Origin of the sequence: Actinophytocola oryzae (genome assembly GCF_004364325.1) — a bacterium.
Lineage (GTDB): Bacteria > Actinomycetota > Actinomycetes > Mycobacteriales > Pseudonocardiaceae > Actinophytocola > Actinophytocola oryzae.
In genome coordinates this window covers 83,030-105,835 of record NZ_SOCP01000002.1, presented here as the reverse complement: position 1 = coordinate 105,835, position 22,806 = coordinate 83,030, and the positions used below count along the sequence as shown (strand labels likewise).

21 protein-coding genes are annotated in these 22,806 nt (G+C 70.3%); 8 read left to right on the top strand and 13 right to left on the bottom strand.

All coding sequences use genetic code 11. The features are described from left to right. Position 1 precedes the first annotated feature (1 nt). The 3 genes from CLV71_RS04480 to CLV71_RS04470 form a co-directional block, all read right to left on the bottom strand. Entirely contained in the window at positions 2-1,045 is a 1,044-nt protein-coding gene (locus CLV71_RS04480) for a ketoacyl-ACP synthase III family protein (RefSeq protein ID WP_133901326.1), read from the bottom strand. After that, positions 1,042-2,370: a salicylate synthase gene (locus CLV71_RS04475; protein ID WP_243866223.1), complete on the bottom strand. Its 1,329-nt coding sequence runs from the start codon at positions 2,368-2,370 to the stop codon at positions 1,042-1,044. The genes CLV71_RS04480 and CLV71_RS04475 overlap by 4 nt, the downstream gene beginning before the upstream one ends. Before the next feature lie 81 nt (positions 2,371-2,451). Further along, positions 2,452-3,600 (bottom strand): 3-deoxy-7-phosphoheptulonate synthase, encoded by a 1,149-nt coding sequence (locus tag CLV71_RS04470; protein ID WP_133901324.1) that lies wholly within the window; start codon positions 3,598-3,600, stop codon positions 2,452-2,454. A gap of 380 nt (positions 3,601-3,980) precedes the next feature. Between CLV71_RS04470 and CLV71_RS04465 the strand changes: the two genes are divergently transcribed. Beyond that, positions 3,981-4,424: an RrF2 family transcriptional regulator gene (locus CLV71_RS04465; RefSeq protein WP_133901323.1), complete on the top strand. Its 444-nt coding sequence runs from the start codon at positions 3,981-3,983 to the stop codon at positions 4,422-4,424. A 48-nt stretch (positions 4,425-4,472) separates the two neighbouring features. Beyond that, on the top strand, positions 4,473-5,951 hold the full coding sequence (locus CLV71_RS04460; RefSeq protein ID WP_133901322.1) for a DHA2 family efflux MFS transporter permease subunit: 1,479 nt from the start codon (positions 4,473-4,475) through the stop codon (positions 5,949-5,951). Between the two features lie 65 nt (positions 5,952-6,016). On the opposite strand, the gene CLV71_RS04455 is transcribed toward CLV71_RS04460, so the two are convergent. Further along, complete coding sequence (locus CLV71_RS04455; RefSeq protein WP_166663927.1) at positions 6,017-6,793, bottom strand: SDR family NAD(P)-dependent oxidoreductase; 777 nt, start codon at positions 6,791-6,793, stop codon at positions 6,017-6,019. Positions 6,794-6,842: 49 nt separating this feature from the next. Next, positions 6,843-7,397: an LmbU family transcriptional regulator gene (locus CLV71_RS04450; protein WP_243866222.1), complete on the bottom strand. Its 555-nt coding sequence runs from the start codon at positions 7,395-7,397 to the stop codon at positions 6,843-6,845. Positions 7,398-7,994: 597 nt separating this feature from the next. Between CLV71_RS04450 and CLV71_RS04445 the strand changes: the two genes are divergently transcribed. Then, positions 7,995-9,644 carry an FAD-binding oxidoreductase gene (locus tag CLV71_RS04445; protein WP_133901321.1) on the top strand — a complete coding sequence of 550 codons (1,650 nt, stop codon included), beginning with the start codon at positions 7,995-7,997 and terminating at the stop codon, positions 9,642-9,644. A 110-nt stretch (positions 9,645-9,754) separates the two neighbouring features. On the opposite strand, the gene CLV71_RS04440 is transcribed toward CLV71_RS04445, so the two are convergent. Then, positions 9,755-10,666, bottom strand: coding sequence for an alpha/beta fold hydrolase (locus tag CLV71_RS04440; RefSeq protein WP_133901320.1), 912 nt, complete (start codon positions 10,664-10,666; stop codon positions 9,755-9,757). Positions 10,667-10,891: 225 nt separating this feature from the next. On the opposite strand from CLV71_RS04440, the gene CLV71_RS04435 reads away from it, so the two are divergent. After that, positions 10,892-12,040, top strand: a complete 1,149-nt coding sequence (locus CLV71_RS04435; protein WP_133901319.1) for a sensor histidine kinase — start codon at positions 10,892-10,894, stop codon at positions 12,038-12,040. Next, positions 12,037-12,696: a response regulator gene (locus CLV71_RS04430; protein WP_133901318.1), complete on the top strand. Its 660-nt coding sequence runs from the start codon at positions 12,037-12,039 to the stop codon at positions 12,694-12,696. The genes CLV71_RS04435 and CLV71_RS04430 overlap by 4 nt, the downstream gene beginning before the upstream one ends. A 160-nt stretch (positions 12,697-12,856) precedes the next feature. On the opposite strand, the gene CLV71_RS04425 is transcribed toward CLV71_RS04430, so the two are convergent. From CLV71_RS04425 to CLV71_RS04395, 7 genes are all read right to left on the bottom strand, one after another. After that, on the bottom strand, positions 12,857-14,074 hold the full coding sequence (locus tag CLV71_RS04425) for a class I SAM-dependent methyltransferase (protein WP_166663926.1): 1,218 nt from the start codon (positions 14,072-14,074) through the stop codon (positions 12,857-12,859). A 464-nt stretch (positions 14,075-14,538) separates the two neighbouring features. After that, positions 14,539-15,093, bottom strand: a complete 555-nt coding sequence (msrA, locus tag CLV71_RS04420; RefSeq protein ID WP_133901316.1) for a peptide-methionine (S)-S-oxide reductase MsrA — start codon at positions 15,091-15,093, stop codon at positions 14,539-14,541. Beyond that, the gene (gene msrB, locus CLV71_RS49175) at positions 15,090-15,569 is read right to left on the bottom strand and encodes a peptide-methionine (R)-S-oxide reductase MsrB (protein WP_133901315.1); all 480 of its coding nucleotides are present in this window, start codon (positions 15,567-15,569) and stop codon (positions 15,090-15,092) included. The genes msrA and msrB overlap by 4 nt, the downstream gene beginning before the upstream one ends. A gap of 128 nt (positions 15,570-15,697) precedes the next feature. Then, the gene (locus tag CLV71_RS49170; protein ID WP_133901314.1) at positions 15,698-16,846 is read right to left on the bottom strand and encodes a ZIP family metal transporter; all 1,149 of its coding nucleotides are present in this window, start codon (positions 16,844-16,846) and stop codon (positions 15,698-15,700) included. Further along, positions 16,846-17,832 carry a multicopper oxidase domain-containing protein gene (locus tag CLV71_RS04405; protein ID WP_133901313.1) on the bottom strand — a complete coding sequence of 329 codons (987 nt, stop codon included), beginning with the start codon at positions 17,830-17,832 and terminating at the stop codon, positions 16,846-16,848. The genes CLV71_RS49170 and CLV71_RS04405 overlap by 1 nt, the downstream gene beginning before the upstream one ends. Then, entirely contained in the window at positions 17,829-18,041 is a 213-nt protein-coding gene (locus CLV71_RS04400; RefSeq protein WP_133901312.1) for a hypothetical protein, read from the bottom strand. The genes CLV71_RS04405 and CLV71_RS04400 overlap by 4 nt, the downstream gene beginning before the upstream one ends. Positions 18,042-18,073: 32 nt before the next feature. After that, positions 18,074-19,231, bottom strand: a complete 1,158-nt coding sequence (locus CLV71_RS04395) for an acyl-CoA dehydrogenase family protein (protein WP_133901311.1) — start codon at positions 19,229-19,231, stop codon at positions 18,074-18,076. A 120-nt stretch (positions 19,232-19,351) separates the two neighbouring features. On the opposite strand from CLV71_RS04395, the gene CLV71_RS04390 reads away from it, so the two are divergent. The 3 genes from CLV71_RS04390 to CLV71_RS04380 all read left to right on the top strand — a co-directional run bounded on the left by CLV71_RS04390 (position 19,352) and on the right by CLV71_RS04380 (position 22,800). Continuing rightward, complete coding sequence (locus CLV71_RS04390; RefSeq protein ID WP_133901310.1) at positions 19,352-20,488, top strand: acyl-CoA dehydrogenase family protein; 1,137 nt, start codon at positions 19,352-19,354, stop codon at positions 20,486-20,488. Further along, a complete protein-coding gene (locus CLV71_RS04385) occupies positions 20,472-21,230 on the top strand; it encodes an SDR family NAD(P)-dependent oxidoreductase (protein ID WP_133901309.1) in 759 nt (252 codons plus the stop codon). Before CLV71_RS04390 ends, CLV71_RS04385 begins: the two co-directional genes overlap by 17 nt. Before the next feature lie 112 nt (positions 21,231-21,342). Next, positions 21,343-22,800 carry a FadR/GntR family transcriptional regulator gene (locus tag CLV71_RS04380; protein ID WP_133901308.1) on the top strand — a complete coding sequence of 486 codons (1,458 nt, stop codon included), beginning with the start codon at positions 21,343-21,345 and terminating at the stop codon, positions 22,798-22,800. The last annotated feature ends 6 nt before the right edge of the window (positions 22,801-22,806 follow it).

The window sequence follows — 22,806 nt, the reverse complement described above, 5'->3', positions numbered from 1 at the left end:
GTCAGTTCTCCGTCCCCGACTGGTAGGCGGTGAGGATCTCCACGACCGCCGCGCCCATGGAGGCGCCCGCTCCGGAGGACACCAGGAGCACGCGGTCGCCGGGGCCGATCCGCGAGGACGTCCACAGGTGCTCGAGCCCGAGGAACACCTCGGTCACCCCGGCGTGCCCGACTCGTCTGAGGTAGTCCCAGGTTCCGCGCTCGGCGTCGATCTCCAGCGGGTCGAGGAACATCGCTTCCAGCGATGCCCACCCGAAGCCGGGGTGCGCCACCCTGGCGATCTCGTCGAAGGTGACGCCTGCTTCCTTGAGCACCGTCTCGGTGACCGCGACGATCCTGTCGCCGAAGTAGCCGATGGGCGGGGTGACACCCAACGCCCACTGCTCCCGCATGTACTCCCGGCGCTTGTCGAAGTCCAACGGCTCGCCGACGGTCACCCCTGGCGGGAACAGCGGGTCGCCGCCCCGGTCGAGTGCCTCCATCCGGGCGTCGGACACCGAACCGATCGCCAGCAGCCTGGCGAACCCGCCGGTACGGGACAGCGCCACCGCGGCGGCGGAGTCGGCGAGCACGAACGCCGAGGAGGTCCGCCACCGGTCCACCAGTGGGATGGAGAAGTTGTCCGCGGCGGTCACCAGCGCGGCCGGGTGGCTGGGATTGGCCAGCAGCCTGGTCGCGGCCAGTTCGAGCGCGGCCAGTCCGCCGAGGCAACCCTGCTTGACCTCGATCGCCGGTATCGGCCGGTCCAGGGTGTTGTTCAGGATGTAGTGCGCGGGCGACCAGGCGTCCGGGCCCTGGTGGTGGGCGTGGCTGTGCAGCAGGACACCGAAGTCGTCCTCGACGTGGCCGGATCGCCGGATCGCGAGGTTCGCCGCCTCGACGGCCATGTCGGGCGCGGGCGTCGACTCGGCGACCGCGACCGACAGGATTCCCGACGCCTCGCGGGCTGCCTCGTCGTACCACCCCTGCGCCACCGCGTGCTCGGTGCTCACTCGATCCGGCACGACACAGCCGATCCCGGAGAGGTAGACGTTGTCGGTCCTCACGCGCGCACCTCCGCCTTGACCTCGGCGGCGACCAGGAAACGCGCGACGCTGTCGAGCTTCTCGCAGGTCTCCTCGAACTCGCGGTCGGGCTGGGACCGGCCGACGATGCCGGCGCCGGCCCGCAGCCAGGTCCGTCCGTCCTGGCGGTAGATGGTCCGCAGCACCAGCGCGGCGTCCATCGCTCCTGACTCGTCCACGGTCAGCACGGCGCCGCTGTACAGGCCGCGACGCTCGGTCTCGTAGTCGCGGATAACCTCGTAGGCGGCCTCTTTCGACACCCCGGACGCGGTCACCGCGGGAAAGACGGCGGCGAAGGCGTCCCACGCGTCATACCCGGCGGCGAGCCTGCCGGTCACTCGGGAGGCGATGTGCTGGACGCTGCCCCGCTCCTCCAGCGTCATCAGGTTGCGGACCCCCACCGAGTCCGGTTCGCACACGGTGAGCAGTTCGTCGTTGCCGACCTTCACCGAGATCGCGTGCTCGTAGATCTCCTTCTCGTCCGACAGCAGTTCCCCGCGCAACCGGCTGTTGGTCGCGGCGTCCGAGGTGAGCGCCCTGGTGCCGGCCAGCGGCTGGCTGACGACCGTGCCGTCCTCGGTCACGCTGACGACGATCTCCGGGCTGAACCCGGCGGCTTCGAGACCGCCGAGCCGCATCAGGAAGGACCGTGCCGGGGTGTTCTTGCTGCGACCGAGCACGTAGGTGCCCACCAGGTCGATTTCCTCGTCCACCGGGACGAGCCTGGACAGGATGACCTTCTGCAACCGCGCGTCGGCGATGTCCTGGACCGCGCGCGCGACCGCGTCGCGGTAGGCGTCCCGGCCGGTCTGCCTGACGTCGAGCGGAACCGCGTCCAGCTCACGACGTTCGGCGGGACTGGTAAGCAGGTCGACGAGTACGGCAAGGGTCGCCGGGTTGGTGGAGCGCACCTGTGCCCGGCCGGCGCCGATGCGCACCTCGCTCCTGGGCACCACGAGGTGCAGCAGCGGTTGGTCGTCCACGTGCTCGAGATCGCCGTTCTTGGCGTAGGACAGCTCGAACGCCGCGGTGCCATAGGCCCGCCAGCCCCGGACCGGGACCATCGCGAGCAGGCTGTCGACCTGGCGCAACGGTTGGTCGCTCCAGGGCAGGCGCGCGGTACGCACGCCGCTGAGCCGGGCTCCGTCCCGGTCGAGGGTGACGTCGGCGAGCACCCCGCCCGCATAGGACCACTGCCCGGCATTCTCGTAGACGACGAACTCGCCGTGCGGTCCGGCCTCGGCCAGTCGAGCCGACAGGTCGAGCGGATCCCCCGCCACCTCGATCGTCGTCTCGACGTATTGCACCCGATCTGTCCTGCCCATTCCGAACGACCTCGATTCCACTGACACGATGACAGGAAGAAAGAACACTGCTCCCCAGTGGCACTAACGCCAGGCCGAAACCACTTCGATGGCCTGTCTCGGGTTGAGCCTGGGGTCACAGAAACTGGTGTACTTGTCGCCGACATGGTCGATCACCGACTCGTTTACGACGCATTCGGTGACATCCTCCGGAGTGGTCTCCAAATGCAGCCCGGCAGCTACTCCTCGTGCCGAGGAAACCGCCCGCCGGAACTCGACGACCTCCTGGACGATCGTTTCCACGAACCGGGTCTTCAGCCCGTCCGGACCGCTCACGGTGTTGCCGTGCATGGGGTCGGCGAGCCAGCCGACCGGATGACCGGCCTCACGGACCGCGGCGACCAGCGCGGGCAGCCGATCGGCCACGTTTCCCGCGCCCATCCGTGCGATGAGGGTGAGTCTGCCTGCGGTGCGGAAGGGGTCGAGCCGTGCGCAGAGTGCGACCAGCTCGTCCGGCGACATGGTCGGCCCCACCTTGCAGGCGATCGGGTTCTCGATCGTGGCCAGGAGGGCGACGTGCGCACCGTCCACCTGGTTGGTGCGGTTGCCGAGCCATGGCCAGTGCGTCGAGGTGAGCAGCCACCGCCCCGTCCCGCCCTGACGCAGCATCGGTACCTCGTAGTCGAGCAGCAGCGCCTCGTGGCTGGTCCAGACCGGCGCCCCCGCCGGTGGTAGCCGTTCGCCGTTGCGCAGGCGCAGGTACCCCATCGCCTCACTCGCCGCGTCATAGCCGGCGAGCAACCGCTCCGGGTCCGGCCTGCGGAGCAGCGGAGCCGGCTCCGGGCTGTTGACCATGTGACCGCGATAGACCGGCAGTTCGAGGCCGCCGACCCGCTCGGTCGGTCTCGACCGCGGCTTGCCGAACTGGCCCGCGAGCCGTCCCACCCGCAGCACGGACCTGCCCGTGGCCATCTTCAGCACCCCGGCCAACACGTCCAACAGGGCGACCTTGCGGGCCACGTACCCCGGCGTGCATTCCGCCGGGTCCTCGGCACAGTCGCCCGCCTGCACGACCAGGAGTTCGCCTGCGGCGACCCGTGCCAACCGGGCACGCAACAGGTGGACGTCGTCGGCACGCACCAACGGCGGCCGGCCGGCGAGCACCTCGCGCACCATTCGAACGTGCTGTAGGTCGGGCCATTCCGGCTGCTGCACAGCCGTTTCGGCCGGCATTACCGGCAGGTCACTCCGCACCCGATTCTCCCCCAACGAGCATGGTCCCCCCAGACCCTCTGATTCGACTGCCGCGTTCAACGGTCCCACATCGTCGCAAATACGCGGCGGAGTTCTATTCGCACGACACCGCCGAATTACCGCGGTGGATTCGATAACCGAAGCTATCAGACAACCGGGCGCCTGAGTAGGGCCGCCGATGCCACCTGTCTCGCCGGCGGGACAAATGCCCGAACCACCGTCATTGGCCCCGAATCTCACCATTTGTCACTCGATCGGGTGAGAGATGGCGAAACGGTCGACACCCGCGTCGACGACCGGCCAAACTGAAACTATGTTGGTTGCAGTTCAGGTGAGGTGGTGGTCACGAAGGAGTTCGAGTGCCTCTCAGCAGCAGGAGCGCGGCCGCTACTCACGCACTGACGATGTTGGCGCGCTGGGACAGGGCGCTGACCTCCGCCGAGATCGCGGACAGCCTGGTGAGCAATCCGGTGCTGGTTCGACGCATACTCGGCAGCCTCCGCGACGCCGGCCTGGTGTGCTCCACGGAGGGGCGGGGCGGAGGGTGGACACTGGCCCGCGCCCCACAGGAGATCACCCTCTACGACGCGTACATCGCGGTCGAGCGGGGGCCGATCCTGCCCAGGCACGCTCATCCACCCAGCAGCACGTGTGAGGTCGGTCGGCATATGCACGCGCTGCTCGACGCGGAGTTCCGGGAAGCCGAACACGCCATGGAGGAACGGCTCAGCCGTACGACGATCGCCCATCTCGCCCAGCAGGTGCTGGCCAAGGGGCGCGAACTCGCGAAAAGGCGGCCCTGACCGGGGCACGGAGGACCGGCCGCTCCCTCACACAGGAAGTCGGAAGTCATGCCAGCACAACCTAGTCCGTGGCCCGCGCTGTACGCGGTCATCGTCGGGTTCTTCATGCTCCTGCTGGACATGAGCATCGTCGCGGTGGCCAACCCGGCGATCATGGCGGACCTGCATGCCGACCTCGCCCAGGTCATCTGGGCCACCAGCGCCTACCTGCTGGCCTACGCGGTGCCACTACTGATCACCGGGCGGCTCGGCGACCGCTTCGGTCCCAAGAACGTCTACCTGATCGGCCTGGTGGTGTTCACCGGCTCCTCGCTGTGGTGCGGGGCGGCCACCAGCATCGACATGCTGATCGCGGCGCGGGTGGCGCAGGGACTCGGCGCGGCGTTGATGACGCCGCAGACCATGGCCGTCATCACCAGGACCTTCCCGCCCGACAAGCGCGGCGCCGCCATGGGTCTGTGGGGTGGCACGGCCGGTCTGGCAGCACTGGTCGGGCCGATCCTGGGCGGCGTGCTGGTGGACTGGCAGGGCTGGGAGTGGATCTTCCTGGTGAACGTGCCCGTCGGCATCCTCGCGTTCGTGCTGGCGGCCTGGCTGGTGCCCGCGCTGGAGACCCATCGGCACAGGTTCGACCTCGCCGGCATGGCGCTGTCCGCGATCGGCATGTTCCTACTGGTGTTCGGCATCCAGGAGGGCAACGCCCGGCACTGGAGTCCCCTCATCTGGGCACTGATCGTGGCTGGTGTCGCGGCGCTGATCCTGTTCGTCGTCAACCAGCACCGCAACACGCGGGAACCGCTGGTGCCGCTGAGTCTGTTCAAGGACCGCAACTTCACGCTGTCCAATGTGGCCGTCACCTCGATGGCCTCGGCGGTGAACGGCCTGTTCGTGGTGGCCTACTTCTATCTGCAACAGGTGCGGGACATGTCACCGACGGAGTCGGCGATGGTGTTCGCGCCGATGGCGTTGCTCACCGGTCTGCTGGCGCCCTTCATCGGCAAGATCGCCGATCGGCTGCCACCACGGATGGTTCCGACCATCGGTTTCGCACTGTTCGCAGGGACCTTGTTCGGCTATGTGTCGATCATGACGCCGGACTCGCCCATCGCGCTGTTCGTGGTCATCGGTGCCATCGCCGGCATCGCGAACGCCTTCGTCTGGGCGCCTCTCGCGGCCAACGCCATCCGGAACCTGTCCATCCAGCAGGCGGGAGCCGGCTCCGCGGTGTTCCTGACCACCCGCCAGCTCGGCTTCACGCTCGGGTCAGCCGCCATCAGCGCCCTGCTGTCGGCTCACGTCGCCGCGCAGGGACTCCCGGCCCGGTCGATCGGCGAAAGCGGCACCACCGCGGGCAACCTGTCCCCCGAACTGCGCGAGGCGACGCTGCACAAGATGAGTACCGCGCTCAGCCAGTCGATGTACCTGCCGGCGCTGATCCTCTTGGTCGGGCTGGTCGCGTCCGCGCTGTTCGTCGGCGTGCCCCGCACCACCGGTGCGCCGAAGGCGAAACCGGCCGCGGTGCGCTGAAACCCTGCCGGCGTGGCCCCCTTCGCCAGTCGAAGGGGGCCGCGCCGGCAGTCTGTTCGCCGGGCTCAGACGGTCTTCGTCATCCCGCCGTCGATCACCAGATCCGCACCGCTCATGTTGGCCACCTTGCCCGAGGCGAGAAACACCACGAGCGCCGCGACCTCCTCGGGGTCGGCGAACTCGCCGGTCGAGGTGCCGACGGTGGCCGGCAGCTGGTCCCTGAACGTGTCCAGCGTGGCGCCCGCCCGCTTGGCGAGCATGTCGCCGGGGCCGCCGGGCGATGTCCACAGATCGGTCCACACCGGACCGGGCGAGATCGTGTTCACCCGAAGGCCCTGGGCGCCGAACTCCTCGGCGAGCGCCTTGCCGAGGTTCGACACCGCGGCCTTGGCCGCGGACTGCGCGACCAGCCGCGGCTGGGGCAGTTTCGCGTTGACAGAGCTGATGTTGATCACCGCGCCACGACGCTCCAGGAGGCTCGGCAGCGCGGCCCGCGTCGCGCGCACGTTCGACATGAACGTCACGTTGAAGGTGTGCAGGAACGCCTCGTCGTCGAGCTGGAGGAACCCACCCGGCGGCGCCGAGGTGCCCGCGACATTGTTGACCAGCAGGTCGATTCCGCCGTGCTGGTCAACAGCGTGCCGCACCACGCGGGCGGGCTCGTCGGGGTGGCCGAGATCGGCCTCGAGCGCGTCCGGGGTCAGCTCCTTCAGCCCGGCCGTGACGGTGCGGCTGCCCGCGACGACCGTGAATCCGTCTTCGACCAGCGCACGAACGACTGCCAGGCCGATCCCCCTTCCCGCTCCGGTCACCACCGCGACGCGGGTTCTCTTCGTCGTCATCGAAATATCCTCCACTACTTCGAAAGCTTTGTCCCGCTGGCGGGACGAACTACGTCGATTCAGCCCGCAGTATGTCCTCGGCCGCCCGGTCCAGGATCAATACCATCCAGTTCTCGAGATGAGCATTTGCCCGCTGCGCGGCGGCCCGCCAACGTTCGACGCGTTCCGGAGCCACGGCGACCCTGGGTATCAACGACGTCGGGTCCGCTGCGACCTTCTTGTCCAGCCTGGCGCCGCGCAGCCAGCGCCGTAGTTCGTTGCGCGACCATCTCCCCTTCTCGGCGCGGTCCAGCCACCTGTCCTGTTCTTCCGTGTCCAGGGAGGCGACCTCGGCGTGATGCTGGAAGCTCAACTGTTCCCGGCGGCGCTCAAGTTGGAATCGGCGCGCGACCCAGGCATAATTGCGCAGCGTTTGGTAGTCGAGACCGGCCGCGTCGACCGCACGGACATAACGATCCGCGTAATGCTGCTGACCGCAGACCAGCCAGTCGCCGAGGCACCATGCCGACGAGTCGAGGATCCGGGACAACTGCACCCCGGCACGCTCCCAGCCGTTGTAGGTGAGGCTGGGTGGGATATGCAGACCGAGGCGAGAGATCAGCACCTGGTCGGTGTGCCCCTGCGTCGTTGGTCGGACCTGCACTGGTAGCTGGAGGTGTTGGTTGGTTCGTGGCACATTTCCCCCTAGGAGTGCCGAACATTGTCGATAGGCATAACATCGTCGATAGGCGTGCTCGTATGAATTCCTGATGGTGGATTGACGAGCCGGGCAACTGCGACCGGCAGCCCAGGCGTGTGTCACACGCCCGAAGGTGTCATCGAAGCGAGGATGACCGTGGCCGCCGGCGCGCCCCCAAGGCCGACGGCACGCGCCGTGTTCCCCAGTTCGACGCGCCTGGACTCACTCCATAACTGCCCCCATGACACCGCCGATTGTAACTCAGCCGCCACTCGCGCCGGGCCGCCGTTGACCCGTTCCAGCGGCGAAGATCACCCGGTCGGGGGTAGTCGCTCTGCTAGGCTGGCAACCACATCGGCGACGGTTTGGGGGCCACCGGTGCGGGGGAACATTGGCCGTGACGCGGGGGTTTGTGGAGCACGGTCACACATTCCCGGCCACGTGTCCCGGTGACAACACCGGACACCGAGTCCCATCCCGATCCGGGTGTTGTATTCGGCATGACTTCAGTGGGGGAAACACATGGACAAAGGAATCACCAAGGCCTCGTCTCTCGATGCGGATTCGGCCGTCGACGCCGACGCGCTCCCGTCGAACGGCGCCGACTCCGTGACCGCGGCCGACACGTTCGGACCCTTCACCGTGAAGCCGGACGATCCTCGCTATGGGGAACTGATCACCGGTGACAACCAGCGCTGGGTGGGCGCCCCCGACTACTTCCAGCTGGTCGGCTCGACCCAGCAGGTCGTCGACGCCGTGCAGGCCGCGGTGAAGGCGGGCCGGCGGATCGCAGTGCGCAGCGGCGGACACTGCTACGAGGACTTCGTCAGCAACTCCGACGTGCGCGTGGTGATCGACATGTCCGAGATGGACGCGGTCCGCTACGACAGGAAGATGAAGGCGTTCGCCGCCGAGCCCGGTGCGCGGCTGCTGGATCTGTACGCCACCCTGTACAAGGGCTGGGGTGTGACCCTCCCGGGTGGACGGTGCTACTCGGTTGGCGCGGGCGGGCACATCTGCGGCGGCGGGGACGGCCCGTTGTCCCGGCGCCACGGCCTCACCGTCGACCACCTCTACGCCGTCGAGGTCGTCGTGGTCGACAAGGCAGGCAAGGCGCGCGCCGTCGTGGCGACCCGCGAGCCCAACGACCGCAACCGGGATCTGTGGTGGGCGCACACCGGCGGTGGCGGCGGGAACTTCGGCGTGATCACCCGTTACTGGCTACGCTCACCCGGGGTGACCGGCGCCGATCCGAGGACCGCGTTGCCCAGGCCGCCGGCCACGGTGTTGCTCAACGGCATGTCGTTCTCCTGGGCGGAACTCACCGAGGCCACGTTCGCGACGCTGGTGAAGAACTTCAGCGGCTGGCACGAGCGCAACAGCGCGCCGAGCTCACCGGGTGTGGCCCTGTCGGCGTCGCTCGCGCTGAACCACAGGTCCAACGGCAATGTGAGCATGTTCGTGCAGGTCGACGGGGATGAACCGAACGCGGGGCAACTGCTGGACGACTTCGTCTCCGAGGTCGTCGACGGCGTGTCGGTGGCGATTCGGCCGATGAGCGGAAACGCGGGCGAATACACCGCGATGCCGCAACTGGTCAACGCCCAGCGACTCCCCTGGTTCCATTCCGTTCGACTGCTGGCGACCAACGCCCCCACGCTGACGAATCCGACCCTCCGCGCGGACCACAAGTCGGCATACCATCGTCAGGGTTTCACCGACGCCGACCTGGCGGTCATCTACAGGCACCTCACCAGCACCACCATCGACAATCCGAACGCGATGCTGCTGTTGCTCCCGTACGGCGGAAACGTGAACGCCGTGGACCCCGCCGCGACGGCCGCTCCGCACCGGAGCGCGGCCTTCCAGGCGCTCTGCCAGAGCTTCTGGTCCACTCCTGCCGACGACGCCAAGAACCTGGCCTGGGTCCGCGCGTTCTATGCCGAACTCTACGCCGCCACCGGCGGCGTCCCGGTCCCCAACGACCACACCGACGGCTGCTACGTCAACTACCCCGACACCGACCTGTCCGACCCCACCTACAACTCGTCGGACACGCCCTGGCACGACCTGTACTACAAGGCCAACTACCCGCGCCTGCAACAGGTCAAGGCCAAGTGGGACCCGAGGAACGTCTTCCGCCATGCGCAGTCGGTCGAACTCCCGTCCTGAGAGAGCACCGACCGGGCGCTGATCGACTCTTCCGGCCGCGGCGGTGGGAGACGCGGATGACCCACGAGGGGTCGGGAGTCCGATGACGACAGTCCGCCAGGGACAGGGTCCTACTGCGCGGCCTGTGCGACCACGCGCTGGATGGCCTCGACGGCGACGTCGGGCTGGTCGACGTAGATGTAGTGACCGCTGTCGGCGGCGACGCTCAGCCTGCTGTGGCCGGACAGTGCCAGCCACTGGCGCTGCCCGTCGGACCACGCCTGTTCCAGGGCAGGCCCGTACTCCGGGACGGCCGCGAGGTACTGCTGCCCGTGCTGGACCACCTCCACCGGGATGTCACCGGCGGAACGGACCTCCCCGTCGGTCATCACGAGCTTCTCCGGGGTCTCCCCCTGGTAGACGGCGAAGGCCCCGGCGCGGAGCTCGGCGGCCTGGCCCGTGGCGGACTCGGGGACGATCCTCGTCGTGTCGGCGAGCATGGTCGGCGGCGTGGCGTCCAGGAGGACCACGCCGGCGACCCGGTCGCGGTGCTCGGGCGCGTACCGGGCCGCGATCAACCCACCGAGCGAGTGTCCGACCAGGACGACCGGGTCCTCGCCTGCGACCCGGTCGAGGACACCGGTCAGGACGTCCCCGGTGGTCTCGAAGCTCTGCGGGTCCGCGGGCTGGTCGCTCTTGCCCTCACCGAGCCGGTCGTAGGAACAGACCCGGTCCTTCTCGCCCAGAATCTGCTGGAGGTCCGCCACCCTGTCGAGGCCGTCGCCGAGACCGGCCATCAGCACGACGACGGGCCTGCCTCCCGCCGCGCGTCCCGAGCAGTCGACGTTCACCGACCGGCCGCCGACATCGATCGTCGTGGTGCCGGTGAGCGCGTCGTCACCTGCAGGGCTCCCGGTCGCGGTGACCGACGGGCGTGACGCGTCCTGCTCCGGGTCCGGGGCTTCGTCGCACCCGGCCAGCACCCCCGCGGCCGCGACGCAGCACAGCACGAGGGCGGCAGGTGGCCTGACGTTGTGGAACAAGAGTTCTCTCCAGAGAAGATCGTGGAATGGCTGTTCGAGACCGCACCGCGGCCCGGTCGAACGCTAGGGGCCGGCCAGGCGCACGTCGTCACCACACGGCGGACATCCGTGAGTAGCTCGCACGGGGGACACGGCACCTCCCGCTGCCGGGACGAACGTGCCGGCAGCGCCGCCGCGGTGTGTGGCGCCGGACCCGGCACACCGTGTCGCCGCTACCCTCTGGCGGTGTTCGACCTCCGGCTAGTCGTGGTTCGGTGGCGGCGGTTCGACGTCACGGTTCGGGACGCCCCGTTCGCGCCGCTGCTCGCCGCCCTGTCGCTGACGCCGTCGCTCGACAGCTACGGGACGCAGCTCGGCGGCCTGTCGAACCGCCCCATGGACGCGCTGGCCGTCGCGCTCGTCGCCGTCGAGTGCCTCTCGCTGGCGGTCCGGCGGCGGTGGCCGGCCGCGTGCCTGCTCCTCGTGTCGGCGGGCTTCGCGGCCGACCAGTTGCTCGGCTACCACACGGTCGCCGGGAGCGCCCTGCCCGTCGCGCTGCTGAGCGCGGGTTCGTACCTGGAGCGGCACCGTCGCGTCGCGGTGGTCGCCTCCTCCGCCGGGTACGGACTCCTGGTCGCCGCCCTCGAAGATCGCGGGGCGACCGAGAGCGTGCTCGGGTTCGTGACGTTCTACCTCGGCATGGCGCTCGCGTGGGGCTTCGGGGTGTGGCTGCGGCGGTTCCGCGCGGCCGAGGCCGTCCGGCGCCGCCAGGTCGCCGAGGCCACCCGCGTCGCCGAACGCGGCCGCATCGCACGCGAGCTCCACGACGTCGTGACCCACCACGTGACGGCGATGGTCGTGCAGGCGGAGGCGGCGCGCTGCGCGACCGCGTCCCCCGAGCTCCTCGACCGGACCCTGGTGGCGATCACCGACACCGGCCGCCGGGCCATCACGGACCTGCGGCACCTGCTCGACCTCCTCAACCCCGACCACGGCACCCGGGCCCCGGCCGCCGGGGACCTACGCGCCCTCGTGGAGCGGACCCGGCTGGCCGGTCAACCGGTGCGGCTCACGGAGGAGGGCGACCCGGCGGGCGTGGACGGCGACGCCGGGGAGGCGGCCTACCGCGTGGTGCAGGAGGCGTTGACCAACGCCCTCAAGCACGCTCACGGCAACAACACCGCCGTGCGCGTGCACCGCGGTCCCTCGGAGATCACCATCGAGGTCGACACCGACGGCCCGGGTTCGCACGCCACCTCTCCGAGAGGGAGCGGCCGGGGTCTCGCAGGCCTTCGTGACCGGGTCGGCGTGCTCGGCGGCGAACTCACGTCGGGTCCTGTGGCGGACGGCGGCTTCGCCGTGCGCGCCCGCATCCCGAGGGGCGGACCGTCGTGACCGCTCCCGTGCGGGTCCTGGTCTGCGACGACCAGGACCTGGTGCGCGCCGGCTTCACCATGATCATCGACGCGCAGCCCGACCTCGAGGTGGTCGGCGAGTGCGCGGACGGGCGCAGCTCGGTCGAGCTCGCCAACCGGCTGCGCCCGGACGTGGTGGTGATGGACGTCCGGATGCCGGTGCTCGACGGGATCGAGGCGACCAGGCGGCTCGCCGGTGTCGGTGTCGCGTTCCCGGTCAAGGTGCTCGTGGTGACGACGTTCAACCTGGACGAGTACGTCTACGACGCGCTGCGGGCCGGCGCCAGCGGCTTCCTGCTCAAGGACGCCCCGTCGGGGCAGCTCCTGCACGGCATCCGGACCGTCGCCACCGGCGCCGCGCTGCTGGACCCCGAGGTGACCCGCCGGCTCATCGGCCGGTACGCCGCCCGCGTCCGCCCCGCCGACGGCACCCCGGTCGAGGTCCCGCTGGCGCCGCGTGAGCTGGAGGTGCTGCGCCTCATCGCGGACGGCCTGTCCAACGCCGAGATCGCCGCGAGCCTGGTCCTCAGCCACGAGACCGTGAAGACGTACGTGTCCCGCATCCTGACCAAGCTCGGCCTGCGCGACCGCGTGCAGGCGGTCGTCTACGCCTACCGCCACGGACTGGTGACCTGAGCCAGGGACCGGTCCCGTCAGGGGCACTACCGGGGTTGCCGCTCCTGTCCACAAGGGTCCGACCTGTCACGAGACGTTGGGTACGCGTGCACGGCACGGCCTGACGGCTTCGTCACACCACACTGGTGGTGACCGTCTGACGTGCCCGCCGGGGACGTCGTCAGCGGAGGCCGGTCAGGAACTGGACCATCCGGCGTGCGGTCGACGGACGAGGCCCCGGGGCGGCGCTCCGTTCCGCGACCAGGTGGTAGGCCTGCAGGGCGTTGGTGCGGAACGCGTGGGCACCACCCCACAGGAACAGCCGGAACGCGCGGTAGGTCTCCTCGCCCCACCGTGCGGTGATGTCCTGCTCGGCGGCATCCAGGCGTCTTGCCCACTCCCGCATCGTCAGCTCGTAGTCGCGCGTCTCCCTGGTCACGTCGAGGATCTCGAAGCCGTGGTAGAGCAGCTCCGCGATGACGTCCTGGAGCGCCATGAACGTGTGCGTGCCCTGCCAGATGTAGTCCCGGACGAAAGCGCTCACCGAGAACTTCTGGATGGTCGCGGAGGCGTCCAGGTAGAGCCGGCCGCCCGGTTTCAGCACCCGCCACACCTGCGCCGCGAAGCGCCGGTAGTTGGGCAGGTGCTCGATCACCCCGTAGATCACCGCGTGGTCGTACGGTTCCGCGGGGCGGTGGTCGAGGAAGTCCTCCCGGAACACCTCGCCCGGCAGATCGTCCTCGTCGATCAGGCGTTGGACGTGGCGCGCCGAGTCCTCCGCGATCGTCAGCGTCGTGACGTGCACGCCACGGGCGCCGCAGTACTGGGTCACGCCGCCCCAACCGCCACCGATGTCCAGCAGGCGCATGCCCGGCCGCAGACCCAGACCGTCCACCATGGACTCCAGTTTGTGCTCGGCGGCCTCCTCGATCGTCTCCTCCGGCGAGTGGAACAGTCCCTGCGAGTAGAACCGGAACCGTCTGTCGATGAACGTCAGGTAGAAGTCGTCACCCCGGCTGTAGTGCCGGCGGATCGCCCTCGCGTTCACCGACCTCGGGGTGCGGGCGAAGTCGTACAGGAACCGGATCCGCTGCCGGAGCGGCACCTTGTCGGGCAGCGCCTGCCGCACGCCGAACAGAGCGCCGAGATCACCGGTGACGTCGAGGTCGCCGGACACGTACGCGCGGCCGATGCCCAGCTCGGTGACCGGGGTGCGCAGTGCGCGGTCCGAGCGGAAGGTCAGCGTGTAGACCGGTTCGCCGGTGCCGACCCGCAACCGCGAGCCGTCGGGAAGTCGGATCTCGCCGGGTATGTCGACCGTCGCCAACAACGTCACGAGACCACTGGTCGGCATCGCACCGCCCGTTCCGGGCGGGACCGACCGGATGTCGTCGGTCATGCGCGCGACCTCCGTCATTTCCGTGGAAACGGAGTGAGCCTACTGACGAGTCCACGCGGGGAGAGCCGCTCATGTCCGAACGGGCACCGTACTTGCCGGTTCGGTCGGGAGAAACCGCACCACCTCCGGCACAAGGCGGAACTCGGTTCGACCCGCACGAGGCTCTTCGCGTAGCCGCACGGGTTGTCCGGTATCGCGGCGCAGGCGATCACCGGCGACGCGGACCACGATCCGCGGCAGGCGTCGCCACGAGGCGTGCGGGGTTCGCGTACGGCTACGCGAACCCCTCACCCGTGACAGCGTGCGCTGGACATGGCCACGGGCCATGTCCAGCGCAGTCCAGAGTTGTCCGGCATCGCGTCGACTTCCTGGAGCTGTCGCCCAGCATCCGGTCCGAGCACCCCCGTCCGACCTGCGCGACGCCGAGGAAGCCGACCGCCACTGGGTCTGGCTCGCCCCCGCCGTCAGCTGGAGGTGGCCGCGCGCCTTGGCAGCACCCAGCCCGCACGCGGATAGTGACAGGTGTACCCGTTCGGATACCTCTCCAGGTAGTCCTGGTGCTCGGGCTCGGCCTCCCAGAACGGACCGGCGGGCTCGACGGTCGTCACCGCCTTGCCGGGCCACAGGCCCGAGGCGTCCACGTCCGCGATCGTGTCACCGGCGATCCGCTCCTGTTCCGGGGTGAGCGGGAAGACCGCCGACCGGTAGCTGGTCCCGATGTCGTTGCCCTGACGGTTGACCGTCGACGGGTCGTGGATCTGGAAGAAGAACGCCAGGATGTCGCGATAGGTCGTCTTCGTCGGATCGAACACGATCTCCACGGCCTCGGCGTGGCCCGGGTGGTGGCGATACGTCGCATGGTCGTTCTCGCCCCCGGTGTAACCCACACGGGTAGCCAGCACACCGGGCCGGCGGCGGATGAGGTCCTCCATGCCCCAGAAGCACCCGCCGGCCAGCACAGCCGTCTCGGTACCCGGGGTGCGCGTGACCTGTCCGGTGTCGTTGACCCCGCTGGTCATGGTGTGTCCTCCTCCGTGCTGGTGGTGTCGGCCGTGTCGAACAGCGCCCGGTACTCGCCGTAGCCCTGCGCCTCGAGCTCGGCGACCGGGACGAAGCGCAGCGCGGCCGAGTTCATGCAGTACCGCCGGCCCCCGGCATCGGCGGGGCCGTCGTCGAACACGTGTCCGAGGTGGCTGTCGGCACCCGCGGACCGCGCCTCCGTGCGGGTCATCCACAGCGATCTGTCGGTCTTCGTACGAACGGCGTCGGCCTCGATCGGTTTCGTGAAGCTCGGCCACCCCGTGCCGCTGTCGTACTTGTCGGTCGACGAGAACAGCGGCTGGGAGGAGACCACGTCCACGTAGATGCCACGTTCGTGGTTGTCCCAGTACTCGTTGTGGAACGCCGGCTCGGTCCCGTCTTCCTGGGTGACGCGGTACTGGTCCTCGGTGAGGCGTCCCAGCGCCTCCGGGGTCTTGCGGTAGTCGTGTGGCACGATCCTCCTTCCTCGGGCGTCGCCCACGGCGCCGCCACTGGGAAGAACGCCTCCTGTGCGGGTTTTGGTCCCGGGTCGCCGAGGACTGGCTGTGACGTAGGACTCGCTGTCCCGGCATCGAGCACGCGTCAGGCGAGCAGGCCGGTCAGGTACATCAGGCCGACCCCGCCGACGAAGCTCGCCGCGGTGACCAGGCCGAGACCGCCGACCGCCTGCCTGGCCACGGCGAGAACGACCTGTGCGATCGCTCCGGCCGCGACGCCGAGGCCCAGCACTGCCCACGGCCCGCTCGCGGTGAGGCCGCCGACCCACAGGCCGGGCACCGCGGGGAGGCCGGCGATGGCGGTGGTCACCAGCGGTGCCCACCACCGGGCCGGCACGCGGGCCAGTGGGGTCGCGACCGCCACGCCCTCGGTCACGTTGTGGATCGCGAAGGCGACGACCAGACTCGTCCCGAGCGCCACCTCCCCCACGCGCATGGTGGCGCCGACGGCCAGGCCCTCGCCCAGGTTGTGCAGACCGATACCGGCCGCGACGAGCCATGCCAGTCGCGGCGCGCCGGACTCCACTGCCGCGAAGACGGCCAGTGCCCCCAGTGCGCCCACCGTGAACAGTCCGATGCCGTCCAGGCCCACGCCGCCCGCGAGGTCGAGACCTTCAGCCGTCGTGTCGACCAGGAGGAAGGTCAACAGGCCGAGCGTGAACGCCAGCGCGGCGGAGTTCACCTCGGGAGACGCCCGACGCAGGAACGGCAGCCAGAGCAACCCGAGTCCGATGGGGACGGCCGCCATCGCGAGGCCCACGAGCGTGAGCGTGCCCACGGTGGCCGGGGTTCCCACCGGCGTCGGCAGCGGCGCCGGTATGTGGTGCCGCACGAGTTCCCCGGTTGAGGTCAGCACGCCGATGTCCAGCGGTATCGACGGCTCCCAGGGGTAGTCCACGTCGACCGTCGCCGTGCCCAGGCGCGCCATCGTGGACGGACGGGCGCTGAACGGCCGGAACGCGTCGTCGACGGTGACCTGGGCGATGGTGACCGGCACCCTGCCGTCGTTACGGAGGTGGAGCTGGACGTGGTTCGGGGAGAGCCGGACGTCCTCCACCGCCACGGACTCGACGGGCGCTCCGCCCCGCAGGGTGCCGACGAGGTCGCCGGCCAGCAGCATCGCCACCAACGCGGCCACTCCGACCACCGGAGCGACGAGCAGCGCGACCCGGACCGTCCGTGCGCGGGCCGCGTGCCGGCTCGGGTCGACGCCACGCGGCCGGGCCGGGGGCATCAGGTGACCTCGAACATGCCCATCCAGCCGAGGTCCGTGAACTCGGTCTGGTGCGCGTGGAACATGTACCGCCCCGGCTCGCGGTAGCGGAACTCGATGATGTGGCGCTCCCCCTGTCCCATGGTGACGACGTCGGTCAGCTCGTGGCGCTCGAGTGAGGTGCCCGTGCGGAACAGGTCGAACATCGTGGCGTGCAGGTGGATCGAGTTGACCGGGTCGAACTCGGTCATGTTCACGACGTAGGCGCGGGCCGGCTCGCCGGCACGCAGCGGGATGGGTTCGTGGGCGTAGGCGAACGCCACCGTGTTCACCGCGTAGACCTCGTTGGCGGTGTCGAAGTCGGTGTCGAACGCGTTGAGCACCATCACCATCTCGGTCGCCGGAGGGCGGCCACCCGGCGGGTCGACGACCAACGCGCCGTAGAGGCCACGGGAGATGTGGGCGCGCAGCGGCATCGAGTGGCAGTGGTACAGGTGCAGGCCGAACGGCGCCGCGGTGAACTCGTAGGTCACCGAGGAGCCGGGTGCCGCCTCGAGCGCTCCCGGGACGCCGTCCACCGCGGCCGGGTGGTACCCGTGGAAGTGCACCGTGTGCGGGTGTTCGGTCTGGTTGTCGAGGGTGATCCTGAGCAGGTCGCCCTCGGTGGCGCGAATCGTGGGGCCGGGCACGCGACCGTTGTAGGTCCAGGCCGGGTAGCGGACCCCCGGGGCGACCTCGATTTCCTTGGCCACCGCGACCAGCCGGTACTCGCGAACGGTGCGGCCGGCCGCGGTGCGCGAGACGGTGCCGTGGTCGAAGGTGCCGAGCAGCTCGTTCGGGTGGAAGCCGTTGCGTGCGTGGTCGACCACGCCGACCGTGCCGATCGCACCCGGTGCCGTGTGGTCGTGCGGCTGGTCGCGCGAGCCGTGTGCCACCGACCCGCCCGCGACGGCCAGTCCGGCGCCACCGACCGCGCCGAGGAAACCCCGGCGGCCCCACCGCCTCACGAGACCAGCTCCAGCAGCACACCGCAGGTGAGGGCGAACGCCGCCGCGACCCCGAGCAGGACGGGTGCGAACCGCCGCCACCACCGCAGCCTCGGCAACACCGACCGAGGCAGCAGGTTCCAGTCCGCACAGCGAAACGCGAGCAGGCAGATCACCAGCGCCCCGGCGCCGACCACACCCAACCAGGTCAGCGCGGCGAGCAGGGGCATCTTCGGGTTCCTCCTCGGTCGACGAACGGTCATCACCGCGGGAGACCGAGGCCGCGCTCGGCGATCTGGGTACGCAGGATCTCGTTGGCGCCGCCCGCGATGGTGTAGGCGCGGGAGTACAGGTAGGCGTCCTGCCACCAGCCGTTCGCGACCGCGCCCGGGTCGCCCTCGACGAGCAGTCCGCTGGTGCCCTGGAGCCTGAGGCCGTACACCGTGAGGTCGTGGTTCAGCTCGCTGAAGAAGATCTTGCCCAGGGCCGCGTCGGCCGGTCCCTCGGTGCGGTGCAGCACGCGTGACTGTGCCAGCGCGACCATGGCGGCGTTCACGTGGGTCCGGGTTGCCAGCTCGCCGAGTGCCTGCCGGGTCGCCGAGTCCTCCATCACCGGCTCGGCCAGCGCAATCAGCTCGTCGAGCATGGCGAACAGCTCGACTCCCCGCGCCGCGACGCCGGACCGCTCGTGTCCGAGGCTGCGCATCGCCACCCGCCAGCCCTCGTTCTCGCCGCCGATGGCATCGGTGGCCGGGATCCGCACGCCGTCGAGGTAGACCTCGTTGAAGTCGGTCGTCCCGGTGATCTCCCGCAGCGGGCGGACGGTCACCCCGGGGGCACGCATGTCGAGTGCGAACGCGGTGATGCCGCGGTGTTTCGACGCATCCGGGTCGGTTCTGGCGAGCAGGTAGCCCCGGTCGGCGTGGTGACCGTTGGTGGTCCAGACCTTTTGGCCGTCGACGACGAACTCGTCGCCCACCCGGCGGGCCCTGGTCCGCAACGCGGCCAGGTCGCTACCGGCGTCCGGTTCGCTGAACAGTTGGCACCACACGTCCGCGCAGTCCCTGATGCGGGGGAGGAAGCGAGCCAGCTGTTCCTCGGTGCCGAACTCGAGCAACGCCGCGGCGGCCAACGTGCCAGCGCCGACCGGCGGCCACGTGCGTGCGCGAGCGATCTCCTCGGCGACGACGAACGGTTCGAGCGGGTGCGCGTCCGGCCTGCCGCCGTAACGGGCCGGCCAGTCGATCCCGAGCAACCCGGCGCCGTACAGCCTGGCCGTCCAGGCGCGGATCTCGGGCATGAGCGAGGGATCCGGCGCGCGGACACCCGCGTGTGCCTTGGTCCCCGGCGCATGCTCCGCGACGAACTCCCGGACCCGGTCGCGAAACGCCTCGAGCTCTGGCGTCGACTCCAGTCGCATCACCCACCTGCTTCCGCCCTCGGGAGACGATGAGGTCACTCTAACCGAGTTGATGGTTGCGCAGATCGGGGTCATTGAACAACTGGATCTTTTCGTGAGACAAATGAGTATGCTTTGTTCGTGGACTTCGAACTCGACGACGAGCAGGCGATGCTGCGGGCGGCGGCTCGGGACCTGTTGGCCGACCACGCCCCGGCGCGTGCGGGGTCGAACCACGAGAAGGATGTCGACGCGGCGTTCTGGCGACTCGTGGGCAGGTCGGGCTGGCCGGGGCTCGGCCTCCCCGAGGACCGCGGCGGCTCGGTACAGGGCCTCGTGGAGCTGGCCCTGGTGGCGGAGGAGGTCGGCCGCGCGGCGGCTCGGGGTCCGTACCTGCCCACTGTGCTCGTCGGGCGGGCGCTGACCCGCGCCGGTTCGGCGGGCCCGCTGGCCGAAGCGCTGAGAACGCTGGCCACCGGCGATGCCTGGGCGACGTGGGCGTTCGCCGAACCGGGTGCGCCGTGGTCGCTGGACGGGATCGCCGCGACCGCCCGCACCGACGGCGACCAGGTGGTCCTCGACGGCGTCAAGACCGCTGTGCAGGATGCCGGCGGGGCCCGCTGGCTGCTGGTGACGGTGCGCCACGACGGCGTACCCGAGTCGTTCCTCGTCGACCGGCACGCCGCCGGGGTCACCGTGCGACGTCAGCAGGTCCTGGATCTCACGCGGTCCTTCTACGAGGTCCGGCTGGACGGCGTGCGGGTGCCCGCGGACCGTCGCCTGCCCGGCGACGCCGACGCCGTGCCCCGGCTGCTGGACGACGCGGCGGTGCTCCTCGCGGCGGAGACTCTCGGCGTCCTGGACCGGATGCTGGAGATGACCGTCGAGTACATGAAGGTCCGGGTCCAGTTCGACCGGCCACTCGGGACCTTCCAGGCGGTCAAGCACGCGTGTGCCGGGATGGCGATGTCCGTGCACGGCGTCCGGGCGGCGACCTGGTACGCCGCGATGGCCGTCGACGCGGACACCGAGGACGCGGCGCGGGCCGCGTGCGTCGCCGCGTCGCACTCGAGCGCGGCGACCGAGCAGGTCGCGGGCGCGGCACTGCAACTGCACGGCGGGATCGGGTTCACCTGGGAGCACGACCTGCACCTGTACCTGCGCCGGGCGACGGTCGACGGGATGCTCTACGGCGACGCCGCGAGCCACCGCGACCGGCTGTGCGAGTTCGTCCGGCCCGCACCAGACGAGGAGAGCACCGGTGGACACGAAGGGTAGGAAGGCGGTGGTCTTCGGCGGGGCGTCCGGCATGGGGCGGGCGAGCGCCGAACTGCTCGCGGCCCGCGGGGCGGACGTGGCGGTGCTGGACCGGCCGGAATCGGCGGGCGCGGCGGTCGCCGCGGGGTTCGGCGGGAGCTTCCACCCGGTGGACGTGACCGACTTCGCCGCCACCGAGCAGGCTCTCGACGCCGCGGTGGCGGGCCTGGGCGGCCTGCACGTCGCCGTCACCACGGCGGGCGGGGGCGTGGCGATGCGGACCCTCACCAAGCAGGGTCCGCACGACCTCGACACGTTCCGGCGGGTCCTCGACCTGAACGCGGTGGCGACCTTCAACATCAGCAGGCTCGCCGCTGCCCACATGAGCCGCAACGAACCCGACGACGGCGAACGCGGCGTCGTCGTCAACACGGCCTCGATCGCCGCGTTCGAGGGGCAGATCGGCCAGGTCGCCTACGGCGCGGCCAAGGCGGCCATCGCGGGCATGTGCCTGACGATGGCGAGGGATCTCGGCACGCTGGGCATCCGGGTGCTGGCGATCGCGCCGAGCCTGTTCGAGACGGGCGCCGTGCGCGGGCTGCCGGCCGACACGAAGGCGACGCTGGTGCGTGACGCGGCGTTCCCGAGGCGGATGGGCAGGCCGGAGGAGTACGCGAAGCTGGTGCTCGCCATCGTCGACAACCCGATGCTCAACGGTCAGTGCCTGCGGCTCGACGCGGGCCAGCGGTTCGGGCCCCGGTGATCAGTGACCCGAATGACTCGCCGGACACGCCGTATCCGCAGGCCACGGCCGTCGTCACCGGCCGCTGACTAGACTGAGGGTACGAAACCGCCTGTCCTGAGGAGTTGGCCGAATGGCGACCCCGGTCGAGCTGGAGCCCGCCGACGACGAGTCCTCGGCCCCGGCCGGCAAGCTCGCCGCGCAGACGGCGCGGCGCATCGAGGTCGACGTGATGCGCCGGGGGTGGCCGGTGGGCGAGTCGCTCGGGTCCGAAGTGGACCTGCGGGAGCGGCTCGGGGTGAGCCGGTCGGTCCTGCGCGAGGCGGTGCGCCTGGTGGAGCACCACCAGGTGGCGAGGATGCGCCGGGGCCCGAACGGCGGGCTGCTCGTCCGGGCGCCCGACGCGGGACCCGCGACCCGCTCCATCGTGATCTACCTCGAGTACGTCGGCACCAGCGTCGCCGACCTGCTCGACGCCCGGCTGCTGCTGGAACCGATCGCCGCCGGTCTCGCCACCGAGCGGCTCACCGAGGACGGCGTCGACGCGCTACGGGCGATGGTCGACGGCCCCCCGTCGGCGGAGCACTCGGCGTACGAGCCGCTGCACCCGCTGCTCGGGCGGCTGTCGGGCAACCCGGTCCTGCACCTGTTCATCGACGTGCTCACCCGGCTCACGACGCGGTTCGCCCACACGTCCCGCCGGATTCCCAAGGCGGAGCTGCTGGCGTCCGAGGAGACCTCGCACGCCGTGCACCGGGCGATCGTGGACGCCGTGGTAGCCGGCGACGACGCACGCGCCCAGACGTTGCTGACCGAGCACCTGGAGTGGGTCGCCGCGTGGGTCGAGCGGCACCGGGTGCGGCGGGCCAGGGTCGCGGGGCCCGTGATCGAGCCGGAGATGGTCGAGGGGCCGAGGGCCAAGCTGGCCGAGGTGGTCGCCGCGCGGATCCACGACGACATCGCGGCCGGTGGCTGGCGGATCGGCTCGGTGCTGGGTTCGGAGGCCGACCTGCTGGGGCGGTACGGGATCAGCCGGGCGGTGCTGCGTGAGGCGGTGCGGCTGCTGGAGTACCACTCGGTCGCCAGGATGCGCAGGGGGCCCGGCGGCGGGTTGGTCGTGGCGGAGCCGGAGCCACGGGCGAGCATCGACACCATGGCGCTGTTCCTCGGGTACCAGGGCGTCACGGCGGACCACCTGCGGGTCGTGCGGGACGCGATCGAGCTGCGCACGGTCGCCGAGGTGACCGCCCGGCACGCCGGGGGCGCGGCGGAGGTGGCCGAGCGGCTGTCTGCGGCCGTCCGCTGGACCACCGAGGGCCCGGCCGACGAGCAACGCAAGGCCGACCTGTTCCACGCGGAGCTGGCCGACCTGGCGGGGAACCCGGTGCTGACGTTGTTCCTCGACATCATCACCGAACTGTTCCGCCGCCACGGGGCCACCCAGGATCAGTCCCTCCCCGGCGACACCGCGGCCGAGGAGGTGCGGCTCGTCCACCAACGGATTCTGGACGCGATCGTCGACGGTGACACCGGTCTGGCCCGGGGCCGCATGCGCAAGCACCTCAACGCGGTCCTGTCGTGGTGGCACTGACCTGAC

Coding starts and splice junctions, on each gene's coding strand:
- CLV71_RS04380 (WP_133901308.1), top strand. CDS start 21,343: ATGGCGACCCCGGTCGAGCTGGAGCCCGCCGACGACGAGTCCTCGGCC.
- CLV71_RS04445 (WP_133901321.1), top strand. CDS start 7,995: ATGGACAAAGGAATCACCAAGGCCTCGTCTCTCGATGCGGATTCGGCC.
- CLV71_RS04470 (WP_133901324.1), bottom strand. CDS start 3,600: ATGCCGGCCGAAACGGCTGTGCAGCAGCCGGAATGGCCCGACCTACAG.
- CLV71_RS04460 (WP_133901322.1), top strand. CDS start 4,473: ATGCCAGCACAACCTAGTCCGTGGCCCGCGCTGTACGCGGTCATCGTC.
- CLV71_RS04395 (WP_133901311.1), bottom strand. CDS start 19,231: ATGCGACTGGAGTCGACGCCAGAGCTCGAGGCGTTTCGCGACCGGGTC.
- CLV71_RS04455 (WP_166663927.1), bottom strand. CDS start 6,793: ATGACGACGAAGAGAACCCGCGTCGCGGTGGTGACCGGAGCGGGAAGG.
- msrA (WP_133901316.1), bottom strand. CDS start 15,093: ATGACCAGCGGGGTCAACGACACCGGACAGGTCACGCGCACCCCGGGT.
- CLV71_RS04425 (WP_166663926.1), bottom strand. CDS start 14,074: ATGACCGACGACATCCGGTCGGTCCCGCCCGGAACGGGCGGTGCGATG.
- CLV71_RS04400 (WP_133901312.1), bottom strand. CDS start 18,041: ATGCCCCTGCTCGCCGCGCTGACCTGGTTGGGTGTGGTCGGCGCCGGG.
- CLV71_RS49170 (WP_133901314.1), bottom strand. CDS start 16,846: ATGCCCCCGGCCCGGCCGCGTGGCGTCGACCCGAGCCGGCACGCGGCC.